Raw genomic sequence first — 11,978 nt, 5'->3', positions numbered from 1 at the left:
TAGGCCTTTGGGCCCTATACAATCCTGTTCAGTGATTTTAACTTCTAATCCCATTCCCTGTTATTATTTATTTAAGCTGGCCAAAGCCTCTTTTACTTCTTTATAATCATCAAAATCCACTCTGACACCATTTGTTTCTTGATAGGTTTCGTGACCTTTTCCTGCAACCAAAATGATATCATTTGATACCGCTAACTTGCATGCAGCTTTTATGGCTTGCTTTCTATTTTCTACAGATAATATTTTCTTCGTGTTTTGGGGCTCTACTCCAGCCTCCATTTCTTCAATAATGGCTGATGGAGACTCCGTCCTAGGATTGTCCGAAGTAAATATGGCCTGATTGCTCATTTCTGAAGCGATATGACCCATAACCGGACGCTTTGACTTATCTCGGTCACCACCACACCCCACTACGGTGATGACGTTTTCATTTCCAGTCCTCAATGTATTAATGGTCTTTAATACATTTTTTAGTGCATCCGGCGTATGGGCATAATCAACTATTGCCGTTATCTTTTCCTTTGATATAAAATATTGAAATCTGCCATCTACATTCTCCAGTTCGCTAATAAGTTGGAGCGTTTCTATTTTTTCCAATCCCAAAATATCCGCGGTTGCATAAATAGCCAGTAAATTGTAGGCGTTAAAATCACCTATCAATTTAGACCACAGTTCGTTCTCATCTATTTTGAGCAATTGACCATTAAATTGTTTTTCCAGTATTTGCGCTCTATAATCTGCATATGATTTTAGTGCGTAAGTATATTTTTTTGCTTTTGTATTTTGTAACATGACCAATCCATTCTTATCATCTATATTGCTCAGGGCAAAAGCAGTTTTTGGAAGGTCATCAAAAAGCTTTTTCTTGGTATCCCGATATTCTGCGAAAGTTTTGTGATAATCTAGGTGATCGTGTGAAAGGTTCGTAAAAATAGCACCCTCAAAATGTAACCCTTCTGACCTTTTTTGATGTATTCCATGGGAACTAACCTCCATAAAACAATACTCCACACCTTCTTCGTTCATATTGAAAAGGTGTCGGTTTATGGTCATTGTATCGGGAGTGGTATGGCTTGTCGGATATTCTTTATCGTTTACCAAAACCTTGATAGTGGAAATTAAACCTACCTTGAAGCCTGCTTTTTTAAATAAATTGTAAAGCAAGGTACTGACCGTTGTTTTGCCATTGGTACCCGTAATGCCAACCAGCTTCAAGTTTTTTGAAGGGTTGCTATAATAATTGGCGGCAATGACCGCCAATGCACTATTGGAGTTGGTAACTTTCAGATATGTGACGCCGTTCACCAACAGTTTGGGAAGTTCCTCACATACGACAGCTTTGGCACCGAGCTCTACTGCTTTTTTTATGTATTTGTGTCCATCTGTGGACAACCCTCTAATTGCTACAAAAACATCATCCATCCCAACCTTTCTAGAGTCAAAATGAACATTATTGACCATTACATTGGTATTGCCACTTACGGCAGAAAGGCTAACGCCATACAATATGTCCTTCAGTAAAATCATGAAAGCTCTAATACTATTTTTTCAACTTGATTAATATCCGTTCCTTGATCAATGGACTGTTTCCTCACTTTTCCATTGCCCTTAAACTCTACTTTTAATCCCATATTTTCTAGCAATGAAACGGCGTCCATTCCACTCATACCCTTCACATTTGGGACTTTTGTATGTTCTTTTTGCGCTTCCGCATAATATTTCGCATAATTCTCCTTCAAGTTTTTGTCATCAAAACTTTTGCCTTCTACTTCATCTATGATCGGAGAGGTTGTATAGATTTTTTGTGCCATGGACTTAAATACAGGTCCTGATACATCGGCACCGTAGTAGCCCACACTCTTATCCGGCTCGTGAATAATTACGATACAAGAATATTTTGGGTCATCTGCTGGAAAGTATCCAGCAAAAGAAGAGATATATGCTAATTTATCTGGGTCTTTGGCTACGTAGTTTTTTTGTGTAGTACCTGTTTTTCCTGCCATGGAAAAGTTTTTGGAATACAGCCTATGACCGGTCCCATATTCCTTTTCAACTACATCCTTTAATAGTTGTTGTGCCTTTCTCACTGTTTCCTTGGAGCAGATAGATGAATTGGCAACCTCCTTATCAAATTTTTTGATGACTTTGCTTCCTTCCCTTACCTCTTTTATCAATCTAGGTTTCACGAATTCCCCATCGTTTGCTATTGCATTGTAAAAGGCTAAAGTCTGAATGGGGGTCAGGGATACTTCGTAGCCGTGGGACATCCATCCCAATGAGATTCCGGACCACCCTTTATCGCCCGGATATCGGATTACAGGGTCTCCTTCACCAATTATTGGCAGGTCCAATTTTTTGTGAAGCCCCATGTTCATGAGGCGGTTTACAAATTTCCCTGGTTTTTCTTTATAATTCTCATGAATCATTTTAGCAAAAGCAGTATTTGAAGAAACCGCAAAAGCTTTGGAGAGGGATATTTTACCATAGCCACCCCATTTTGTGTCTTTTACGACCCTATCATAAATTTTGTACCTTCCTTTTCCCGTATCAATTACAGTACTAGTATCAATGACTTTGTCTTCAAGGGCGGCAATCATCGACATTAATTTAAAGGTAGAGCCTGGTTCGTGGGATTCGCCTACGGCATAATTTAGCTTTTCATAGTATTTGCCTTCGGATGTTATTCCTAAATTTGAAATTGCCTTTATTTCCCCCGTTGCGGTTTCCATAACCACAACGCAACCATGATCTGCTTGATATTTTTCCAATTGTGCCAAAAGCTCATGATGTGCTATATCTTGAATATTGATATCTATGGTGGAAACTACATCCAACCCATCTTGTGGCTCTACAATATTATCCAACCCAACAGGTTTCCATTGTCCTTTTGCAATTTTTTGCTTTAATCGCTTTCCTTCTTTACCTCTTAAATAGCGTTCTCCAAAAGCCCCGTCCAAACCCACTCTTGTATAATATCCGTTCTCGTCAACTTTTTCATAGCCTATGCTTCTGGCTGCCATTTTTCCCAAAGGATATTCCCTGACCACTCTATGGGTTTCAATAAATCCACCTTTGTAAGGACCGAGTTTAAAAAGTGGAAATTGTTTTATGCGTACATAGTCCAGATAATTCACGTTTCTGGCAATCAACTTATAGCGATTGTTGTTTGCTCTGGCTTTTCTGAAAAGTTTCCGGTAATAAGAAGAAGGCCTATCAAAAAGTTTTCCCAGAGAATCGGAAAGTGCTGCCACATTATTTTGAAAGTTTTCTTCGGACACGGTTTTTGCATCAAAACGTATCTCATATTTTGGGACCGAAGCTGCCAACAAACTCCCATCATCTGAATAAAGGTTACCTCTGTTAGGTTCAATGGTAAACATTTTTTCAGTTTTGTTAAGGGCGAGTTCCTTATAATCTTCACCCTTTATCATCTGAATATCCACCAACTTTACAATAACCAGAATAGAGAAAACGACAAGACACCCCGCTACGAGGTAAAGTCTGTTCATGATATTTTTCTCTGTTATCGCCACTATTCTTCTGATTTTACTTTTATTTTCTGCGGCGGGTTCTTAGAAGGTTCAAGCCCCTCAACTGAAACAACTTCGCGCAATGTTGATTCGAGTTTTAACTGTTGTACAGTAGATCTATGTTCAAAAAATTCACTTTTGAGCTTTCTAACCTCTTCACTAAGGGCCGCTATCTCATGGACTTTTTTGTCCGCCCTATGACTACTGGAAATCATGACTGCGGCCAAAAAAGATGCAAAGAACAGGAACATCCAATTTTTGGGAGCATCTCCGCTTACCAAAAATTTTCCTTTTAAAATATCCAACAATCCTTTTTTCATGTCCCAGTTTTTATTATTCAGCAAAAGCGAAATTTTTTTTATAATAGATTCAACTGTTTTATAATCGTTCCGCAATACGAAGCTTTGCACTTCTTGCTCTATTGTTGTTAGCTATTTCGTCAGCTGAAGGAATTACTAAACCACCTACTTTTTTAAGGGGTACGTTAATATTTCCATAGAAATCCTTTTCCGCCCCACCTTCAAACCGACCATCTCTTATAAATCGTTTTACAAGTCTATCCTCCAAAGAGTGGTAACTGATCAGACTCACTCTTCCTCCTTTGTCCAACATTTCAGGCACTTGCAATAAAAATGTTTTTAATACTTCTATTTCTTGATTCACCTCTATTCTTATAGCTTGGTATATCTGAGCCAAAATCTTATTCTCTCTCATCTTTGGCAAGAAATGCTTTAAAACCATTTTTAGCTGATCGGTAGTTTTTATAGGAGTTTCCAATCTCGACTCAACAATAGTTTTTGCCATGGCGTTCGCATTTCGCAATTCTCCATATTGAAATAAAACCGATGCTAAATTTTCTTGGGAGTATTTGTTTACCACTTCAAAAGCGGACAGCTCGCTATTCTTATTCATCCGCATATCCAAATCTGCATTGAAACGAATGGAGAAACCCCGTTCTGCTTCATCAAACTGGTGGGAAGAAACTCCAAAATCTGCCAAGATTCCATCAACTTTCCGAATGCCATAGAACTTTAAAAACTGCTTGATAAATTGAAAATTCTGATTGATCAACTGAAATCTTCCATCATTGATCGTATTGGCAAGTGCATCTTCATCTTGATCAAAAGCGAAAAGCTTACCATGTTGCCCCAATCTCTTCAAAATCTCTTTGGAATGTCCTCCACCACCAAAGGTCACATCCACATAAATTCCATTTTGCCTTATGTTCAATCCGTCTACCGACTCCTTGAGCAGTACTGGATTATGGTATGGGCTAGTCATCGTCAGCAAAAATCTCTTCCGCCAAATCGGCATAGTCTTTTTCACTATCAGCCAAGACTATCTCATATTTATCTTTGTTCCAGATTTCTATTTTATCAAAAACAGCATTTAGCACTACTTCTTTTCCTATTTCTGCGTACTCCACCAAATTTTTCGGTATCTGCAATCTACCTGTATCACCATCTATGGTTACCTCTTTCATGCCAGCAACAAAATTTCTCACAAAGGCATCATACTTTCTATTGATCTTGCTTTTTTTAAGCACTTTTTGCATCAATACATCAAACTCATTTTTCGGATAGAGCTCCAAACATTGCTGAAAAACTGATCTTTTAATAACAAAGCTTTCGTTGATTACGGGCAACAGTTGATTTTTCAAAGAAATTGGCAATATTACCCTTCCTTTGGTATCAGCTTTACAATCATGTTGTCCTATAATATGTGTCACTAGAAATCAATTGGTTAGTAACTATAACTCAAATATATAGATTTTATTTCCACATTTCCCCACTTAAAAACACATTTGTTAATAAATTCCCCACTTTTAGTTCGAAAAGTAAGTTTTTACCTAAAAAGGATGCTGCATCTGAATTCATACATTAATCCAATACTACTTTTTGAGACAAAACTTGATTTTTTGACAATAAGAGTGAAAAATATGTATGGTTTGAAATGCCTATATTTGCTCACCCAGACCAACTAAATTTTTAGATGGAAGAGCAAATAATTGAAGAAGGCAAATACCGATATATTGAAATGGGTGATGGTACTCCTATGATTATTTTGCATGGTCTTATGGGAGGATTGAGCAACTTTCAAGGTGTTTCTGAATATTTTCCCTCTAAAGGTTATAAGGTATTGATTCCCGAACTTCCTATATATCATATGCCGATGCTCAAAACCACGGTAAAGAATTTTGCCAAATTCTTAGAAGGGTTTATCGAGTTCAAAGATTTAAAAGATGTTATTTTATTGGGTAATTCGCTGGGCGGCCATATTGGATTGCTACATACCAAAATGTTCCCGCAAATGGTAAAAGCTTTGGTAATAACAGGCAGTTCCGGGCTCTATGAAAGTGCTATGGGGGACGGGTATCCTAAGAGAGGGGATTATGAGTTCATAAAGAAAAAGGCTGAAGATGTTTTTTATGACCCTAAAGTAGCTACAAAAGAGATTGTGGATGAAGTATTTGCCACAGTAAACGACCGAATGAAATTGGTGAAAACACTTGCGATCGCAAAAAGTGCCATCCGCCATAATATGTCCAAGGACTTACCTAGCATGAATACTCCCACTTGTATTATTTGGGGAGAAAATGATACTGTTACGCCGCCCAATGTTGCAAAAGAGTTTCATGAATTGCTTCCTGATTCTGATTTGTATTGGATAGAAAAATGTGGTCACGCCCCCATGATGGAGCACCCACGGGAATTCAATAAAATACTTGAAGCTTGGTTGGATAAAAGGAGGTTTTGAAGTTAGCTTTGAGAAGCTGGATTTTAGATTTGATATTTAACTCAAAATTTTAAGCTTTTACGATTAAAATAAAGCCTCTTACTTTATCCCACGATAAGTTTAGTTTTTAATGCTGATCCAATCATTTAAAGTCAATAGCCCCAATTTTACATAAAAAAATCAAACAGAACCCTATAGCCACTTAATAAGATATGAAAAATCAAATCTCTTATATCTAGTTTCTAACCTCTTGCAACCATGAAAATATCTTCCGCAGAATTTGTTATGAGCAATTCCAATGTTGCAAAATGCCCAAATGAGCCTTTGCCCGAATATGCTTTTATAGGACGTTCCAACGTTGGAAAATCTTCATTGATAAATATGCTCATGGAGCGCAAAAGTCTGGCAAAAACTTCTGGAAGACCAGGAAAAACCCAACTCATTAATCACTTTAAAGTAAACGGAAATTGGTTTTTGGTGGATTTGCCAGGTTATGGTTATGCAAGGGTTTCCAAAAAGGACAAAAAGACTTTTCAAAAATACATTACCGAATATTTTGAGAAACGGAAACAATTGGTTTGCGCGTTCGTGTTAGTGGATATTAGACATGACCCGCAACCAGTAGATCTAGAATTTATGGAGTGGCTGGGCATCCACCAAGTTCCCTTTACAATAATTTTTACAAAGGCCGATAAATTAAAGCCTGCGGTTATTGAAAAAAAGGCCGATACTTATCTACAAAAGCTTTTGGACGGTGCATGGGAAGAAACCCCGCCACATTTTATAACTTCTTCAACGGACCGAACCGGTAGAGAAGATGTATTGGGCTATATCCAAAATATAAACCAAGACTTTTTTAAACAAAATTCCTAGCATACGATAAGCCAGTCTCAATCTGGTTTTTCAGTCCAAATTATATATTTCGCTGCTTTATCAGTCTTATTAAAGCGTGAGAAGTTTTTAGTTGGTTCAATTCTTTAGTAGCAATAAATACCTCGAGTCCGTTTTTGCCCTCTACGAGCACAATGGGAAAGCTAAATTTGTACCCAAACTTGGATGCGTACATCTTGGCAAATTCATTTTTATGTAAAAAAACCATGTCGTATTCGCTATCCTGCCTAAACCTTTTCCATGTCCTATTTTCGGAAACAACACCATAGGTAATATCACATAATTTGCAATCATATGTTGTTGGGCTGAACACTTTGTGCATACTATCCAAAATTGCATTGCGTTTTCCTGAATCCGCATTGTACACAAAAACAAGTTTTGGTGATTTTTTCTTCTTCATACTGTCACAAAAATACTTTTGTTTTATCGTTAAGTAAGTGGTTTTGATAATTAAATTCTATGTTTAACCCAATACACATAAAATCCAATCCAAAATTGTTTCTTTTTCTCATCTGGATTTTTACAGGAATTTATAGTCGTGGCCAGAATAATGAAACCCTACAATTTTCAAAAGAACTGCAAGAACTCAAAAACTATTTTCATATTCCTGGACTGGCAGTATTGGTAGAGAAAAACGGAGAAATTCAATACGAAGATTATTTTGGATATGCGAATATTGAGAACAAAGTCAAGTTGGATTCCACAACACTGTTTCCCATAGCATCATTGACAAAGATGTTTTCAGGAGCTTTAATTTTCAAACTTGTGGAACAGGGTAAATTATCGCTTAATGACCCAATGAACGCTTATTTATCCAAAAAAGTTTTCAACGATTCTATTAAAATAAAACATGTGTTGTCCCATACGTCACAAGGCGATATTGGAAAGAACTTTTATTATAGCAATAGATTTGGAATACTAACCACTGTTATTGAAAAAGCATCGGGCCAGGCATTAGAAGATGTTATGAATGACCTAATTTTCAAACCATTGGAACTTAAGAATACATCACTTTTAAAGGATTCGCTTCAAATTGTACAAAACGACCTGAAAATTGCCTCACCCTATATTTTTAATGGCTCAACTCAACCTGGTTATATTGATTTTGGTTTTTCAACCTCTGCAGGGATAATTTCCAACCTTCAAGATCTTTTGATTTTTAGCAAGGCTTTGGGCAACGATCTTTTAATTTCCGAAGCGTCCAAGAAAATCATGTTTTCTCCTCCAGAAAAAGATTTACCGTATGCACATGGCATCTTCAGTCAGGATTTCGATGGAAGAAAAATACTATGGGGTTATGGACAATTTGATTGCTATTCCAGTTTATTCTTAAAGATTCCTGAAGAAAATCTCACCTTAATATTACTCGCCAACAGCAACTTAATGAGCAATCCTGCGCGTTTGATCAACGGTGACATCGGTACTTCACTGTTCGCGCTGAGCTTTTTGAAAAATTATTGTTACAAATCAATGGATATGCCTCTTTTGGAAATTGCAAAAACTCCTACCGACAATGACCTTAAAGATTCATTTTTTTCCAGAAAGAAATTATTGGCAGAAGCACTTTCTACGTCTTTTCTTTCCCGTTTTGATGCTATATATATGGCCAAAAGTAAAGAATTGTTGAAACTGGTTTTTAAAAAATTTCCCAACTATCTCGATTATGGGGATTTGAATCTTTTGCACACTCTAATTCTTCTTAAAGACGTCTCATCTTATAGAGAAATAGGTGATTTTACTTTGTTTGATGACAACGTAGTAGCGATTGCGGACAAACTTTTAAAAAAAGATAAGGATAACCCTTATGCAAATATGTATATGGGGACATTTTATGATAGAAAAGGAAACATTTCAAAAGCCAGATACCATTTTAAAACTATTATCGATGCCAAGAATTTTTCTTCATTTTGGTATACTGAAGAAGCAAAAAACTGGTTGGAGGCACATAAATGAGCATTGAAATCATGGCAGCCTTAACTAAGTCTCCTGGTCTGGGGCTGAAGCTATACTTATTTGTGAGCGTCAAATTTTGTAATCAGTAATTTTTCTTTGTTCGTATATTGTGCTTGGCTATAGAAATAGCAAATGATATGAATAACAAAACTCAGCAATTTACTCCAAACGGTTTTTTAAGAACACTTTCCATCTTGCATATGGCACTAATGGCAGGCCCTATACTATTTGGTGCGTTTGCTTATGTTCAAGTCTCAAATACAACGTTCGGATATTTGGGCACAAAAGATTTTCTAATTTTTATAGTTCCGGTTTTTACTGTTATAGCCATATTTTTGGGGGATTTTATATTTAAAAAAATTACCGCCGATATTTCAAAGACAAAAGGCTTAAAGCAGAAATTGATGCGTTTTCAAAGCGCTTCCATTTTAAAATATGCTTCGGTTGAAGCACCGGCACTTTTTGCGGTGATTGCCTTCTATATTACCAACAATCTTGCATTTATACTGATAGCATCCATTTTGATATTTTATTTTTTCTCTCTTAGACCAACCAAAGACAAGATACTAAGGTCTCTAAGCTTAAGTATGGAAGAAAAAAATCAATTCAATAAGATGAATCAACCTATTGATGGATAGAAATTATTTCAATTCCAATTTCTCTGCAAAATACTCACAGAAGTCTTTCATGGTAGCGGTCATTTTTTCATCCTGTGTTGCTTTCATGAAAGTATCGGACATTGTTACCAGAGTCTGATGAAAAAAAATCTTCATTTCATCCACGGGCATATCTTTGGTCCACAGGTCTATTTTTAGAGATTCTCTATTTTTACTGTCCCAAACAGAGAGCATCATCGCTTTCGCCTCTTCATTCTCTATACCGCCGTCCTGTGCGGACCAGTTCAATTTTTCGGGAACTCTATTCTCATCCAACCCTACGGTCAATTTTATTTCCGAAGTATGTTCTACTGCCATCTATCTTCTAGGTTTGTAATATGATTTCTTAAAAATTTCATCTGCCGGCAAGCTTAAAAGTTGCTGCAAAGTCACCTCATTCTTTTCCATAAAGGCCCTTACAATCTGCCATCCTATATATCTTCCCAATCTCCCCGGTGATTCGCTATCCAATTCGAGTTGAAATTTGGAGAAGGGTGCTGGGTCCAGAAACCTTCTATCCAATATAGCATCAGTACTATAAAGAAGTTCTCTTTCCACAAAATAGCGCCAAATCTGTTCTTCATTGGCTTGGGACCATGCAATGTCTTCATCGGTAAAGCCTATTTTTTTTGCATCTGAAATTTTGGGAAGTAGTTTATCTTTTACATATAATTCCTTTCCATAATAGACCATACGTGATAAAAATGTCCTGTTCTTGGGATATTGGAGTATTTTTTTTACAAAAGCGCTAGCAACATCCGAAACCATATATTGTTTATCTAGTCCAGCAGCAATATAATTTTGGATACCTCTATAAAAATGATGGTCTTTTCCCAAATAATTATCAAGGCCCAAAATCAATAGTGAATCCGTAAGAATTACTCTATCGTTATAACGAACGTCAGACGTTACAGTAATTATACTCGGCACTTTAATTCTTGGAAAATAAAAAACAATATGTTGAAAGAGAGATTCCAAAGCGGTAGACTCTTCGCTAAAATCATCAAAAACCTTGTGCACTTCGGCAGAAAGCTCCAATTGAACAGTATCAATAAGTTTAGCGGTCCACACACTATCTGGGAACTGGCTTGGAAAAAGATATGGATATCTTGATTTTAGCTCTGGTATATCTTCAGGATTCGCTTCGGCAAATTCCCTGTCAAATCTGTAAACTTTAAGGTCAATAGGAATATTTGAAATCCTTTCTTTGATTTTATCTTCTTCCCTACAACCAAAAAATATCAAAAAAACAGGAAAAATATACCCTGCGAGCAAACGTGGTTCAAAGTATTTTAACAACCTCTTCATTTTTAACATTGAAGCGTTTAAATTTACAGGGAACAAAGGTAAATTATTGATTTTTAAAAAACACATATGCAAACTGAAAAGGTAATAGAGCACATTGTTGGGTGGTTAAAAGACTATGCCATCAACGCAAATTGCAAAGGATTTGTAATCGGTGTGTCCGGAGGAATAGATTCAGCAGTTACCTCAACACTGTGCGCTAAAACAGAACTTGAGCTACTATGTTTGGAAATGCCCATTCACCAAGGTAAAAATCAAGTTACCCGAGCGGATAGGCATATAGAATGGCTTATGAAAACAAAATCCAATGTGCAGAGACAACCCGTAAACCTAACTCCTGTTTTTGACAGTTTAATAGAGGCGCTACCAAAGGTAGACTCAGAAGAGGAACGATTTATGTCCTTGGCCAACACCCGTGCACGATTACGCATGACAACGCTATACTATTTTGCGGCTCTAAAAGGGTATTTGGTCGCTGGTACCGGAAATAAAGTTGAGGATTTTGGAGTTGGATTTTATACTAAATACGGTGATGGAGGGGTTGATTTGAGCCCAATCGCCGATCTTCTAAAAACCGAGGTATATGAACTTGGACGTGTTTTGGGCATAGGGCAGGACATTATGGATGCAGCTCCAACCGATGGGCTTTGGGGCGATAGTAGGACTGATGAAGACCAGATAGGTGCAACCTATCCCGAACTGGAATGGGCAATGAAAATGGATGGAGAAGGTAAAACCGCCATTGATTTTTCTGACAGGGAAAAAGAAGTTTTCACAATATATAAAAACCTCAATACTATTAATCAACATAAGATGATTCCTATACCTGTTTGTGAAATCCCAAAGAACCTTAAACAACCTTTCAACGCTAAAAACCCAGTCTAAAACGAAAAAAATCTTATAAATT

General features: G+C 36.9%; 13 protein-coding genes. 5 read left to right on the top strand and 8 right to left on the bottom strand.

Annotated features, from left to right (window positions below; all coding sequences use genetic code 11):
• Positions 1 to 63: 63 nt before the first annotated feature.
• The 5 genes from HME9304_RS11265 to HME9304_RS11245 are packed head-to-tail and all read right to left on the bottom strand — an operon-like array spanning position 64 to position 5,259.
• Positions 64 to 1,527 carry a UDP-N-acetylmuramoyl-L-alanyl-D-glutamate--2,6-diaminopimelate ligase gene (locus HME9304_RS11265; protein WP_112378695.1) on the bottom strand — a complete coding sequence of 488 codons (1,464 nt, stop codon included), beginning with the start codon at positions 1,525 to 1,527 and terminating at the stop codon, positions 64 to 66.
• Positions 1,524 to 3,533, bottom strand: coding sequence for a penicillin-binding protein (locus HME9304_RS11260; RefSeq protein WP_112378694.1), 2,010 nt, complete (start codon positions 3,531 to 3,533; stop codon positions 1,524 to 1,526). Before HME9304_RS11260 ends, HME9304_RS11265 begins: the two co-directional genes overlap by 4 nt.
• Positions 3,533 to 3,850: an FtsL-like putative cell division protein gene (locus tag HME9304_RS11255; RefSeq protein WP_112378693.1), complete on the bottom strand. Its 318-nt coding sequence runs from the start codon at positions 3,848 to 3,850 to the stop codon at positions 3,533 to 3,535. The genes HME9304_RS11260 and HME9304_RS11255 overlap by 1 nt, the downstream gene beginning before the upstream one ends.
• Before the next feature lie 58 nt (positions 3,851 to 3,908).
• Positions 3,909 to 4,811 (bottom strand): 16S rRNA (cytosine(1402)-N(4))-methyltransferase RsmH, encoded by a 903-nt coding sequence (gene rsmH / locus HME9304_RS11250; protein WP_112378692.1) that lies wholly within the window; start codon positions 4,809 to 4,811, stop codon positions 3,909 to 3,911.
• Positions 4,804 to 5,259 carry a division/cell wall cluster transcriptional repressor MraZ gene (locus HME9304_RS11245; protein WP_112378691.1) on the bottom strand — a complete coding sequence of 152 codons (456 nt, stop codon included), beginning with the start codon at positions 5,257 to 5,259 and terminating at the stop codon, positions 4,804 to 4,806. Before HME9304_RS11245 ends, rsmH begins: the two co-directional genes overlap by 8 nt.
• Positions 5,260 to 5,522: 263 nt before the next feature.
• Here HME9304_RS11245 and HME9304_RS11240 point away from each other — a divergent pair, with 263 nt between their 5' ends.
• Positions 5,523 to 6,287 (top strand): alpha/beta fold hydrolase, encoded by a 765-nt coding sequence (locus HME9304_RS11240; RefSeq protein WP_112378690.1) that lies wholly within the window; start codon positions 5,523 to 5,525, stop codon positions 6,285 to 6,287.
• A gap of 237 nt (positions 6,288 to 6,524) precedes the next feature.
• A complete protein-coding gene (gene yihA, locus HME9304_RS11235; RefSeq protein WP_112378689.1) occupies positions 6,525 to 7,139 on the top strand; it encodes a ribosome biogenesis GTP-binding protein YihA/YsxC in 615 nt (204 codons plus the stop codon).
• Between the two features lie 40 nt (positions 7,140 to 7,179).
• Here yihA and HME9304_RS11230 read toward each other — a convergent pair whose 3' ends face one another.
• Positions 7,180 to 7,557 (bottom strand): GTPase, encoded by a 378-nt coding sequence (locus HME9304_RS11230; protein ID WP_112378688.1) that lies wholly within the window; start codon positions 7,555 to 7,557, stop codon positions 7,180 to 7,182.
• Positions 7,558 to 7,616: 59 nt separating this feature from the next.
• On the opposite strand from HME9304_RS11230, the gene HME9304_RS11225 reads away from it, so the two are divergent.
• Both HME9304_RS11225 and HME9304_RS11220 read left to right on the top strand, forming a co-directional pair.
• Positions 7,617 to 9,110 carry a serine hydrolase domain-containing protein gene (locus HME9304_RS11225; protein ID WP_112378687.1) on the top strand — a complete coding sequence of 498 codons (1,494 nt, stop codon included), beginning with the start codon at positions 7,617 to 7,619 and terminating at the stop codon, positions 9,108 to 9,110.
• 137 nt (positions 9,111 to 9,247) lie between these two features.
• Complete coding sequence (locus HME9304_RS11220) at positions 9,248 to 9,748, top strand: hypothetical protein (RefSeq protein ID WP_123877465.1); 501 nt, start codon at positions 9,248 to 9,250, stop codon at positions 9,746 to 9,748.
• Positions 9,749 to 9,751: 3 nt separating this feature from the next.
• Here the strand turns inward: HME9304_RS11220 and gldC are convergent, their stop codons facing one another.
• Complete coding sequence (gene gldC / locus HME9304_RS11215) at positions 9,752 to 10,084, bottom strand: gliding motility protein GldC (RefSeq protein WP_112378685.1); 333 nt, start codon at positions 10,082 to 10,084, stop codon at positions 9,752 to 9,754.
• The gene (gldB, locus tag HME9304_RS11210) at positions 10,085 to 11,074 is read right to left on the bottom strand and encodes a gliding motility lipoprotein GldB (RefSeq protein ID WP_164674837.1); all 990 of its coding nucleotides are present in this window, start codon (positions 11,072 to 11,074) and stop codon (positions 10,085 to 10,087) included.
• A gap of 66 nt (positions 11,075 to 11,140) precedes the next feature.
• Between gldB and nadE the strand changes: the two genes are divergently transcribed.
• On the top strand, positions 11,141 to 11,956 hold the full coding sequence (gene nadE / locus HME9304_RS11205) for an NAD(+) synthase (protein WP_112378683.1): 816 nt from the start codon (positions 11,141 to 11,143) through the stop codon (positions 11,954 to 11,956).
• Positions 11,957 to 11,978: the final 22 nt, after the last annotated feature.

Origin of the sequence: Flagellimonas maritima (assembly GCF_003269425.1) — a bacterium.
In the GTDB taxonomy this organism is placed as follows: domain Bacteria; phylum Bacteroidota; class Bacteroidia; order Flavobacteriales; family Flavobacteriaceae; genus Flagellimonas; species Flagellimonas maritima.
The sequence above is the reverse complement of the archived record's forward strand: the minus strand, read 5'-3'. Positions and strand labels throughout refer to the sequence as shown.

Coding starts and splice junctions, on each gene's coding strand:
- HME9304_RS11265 (WP_112378695.1), bottom strand. CDS start 1,527: ATGATTTTACTGAAGGACATATTGTATGGCGTTAGCCTTTCTGCCGTA.
- HME9304_RS11255 (WP_112378693.1), bottom strand. CDS start 3,850: ATGAAAAAAGGATTGTTGGATATTTTAAAAGGAAAATTTTTGGTAAGC.
- rsmH (WP_112378692.1), bottom strand. CDS start 4,811: ATGACTAGCCCATACCATAATCCAGTACTGCTCAAGGAGTCGGTAGAC.
- HME9304_RS11240 (WP_112378690.1), top strand. CDS start 5,523: ATGGAAGAGCAAATAATTGAAGAAGGCAAATACCGATATATTGAAATG.
- yihA (WP_112378689.1), top strand. CDS start 6,525: ATGAAAATATCTTCCGCAGAATTTGTTATGAGCAATTCCAATGTTGCA.
- HME9304_RS11230 (WP_112378688.1), bottom strand. CDS start 7,557: ATGAAGAAGAAAAAATCACCAAAACTTGTTTTTGTGTACAATGCGGAT.
- HME9304_RS11225 (WP_112378687.1), top strand. CDS start 7,617: ATGTTTAACCCAATACACATAAAATCCAATCCAAAATTGTTTCTTTTT.
- HME9304_RS11220 (WP_123877465.1), top strand. CDS start 9,248: ATGAATAACAAAACTCAGCAATTTACTCCAAACGGTTTTTTAAGAACA.
- gldC (WP_112378685.1), bottom strand. CDS start 10,084: ATGGCAGTAGAACATACTTCGGAAATAAAATTGACCGTAGGGTTGGAT.
- gldB (WP_164674837.1), bottom strand. CDS start 11,074: ATGAAGAGGTTGTTAAAATACTTTGAACCACGTTTGCTCGCAGGGTAT.
- nadE (WP_112378683.1), top strand. CDS start 11,141: ATGCAAACTGAAAAGGTAATAGAGCACATTGTTGGGTGGTTAAAAGAC.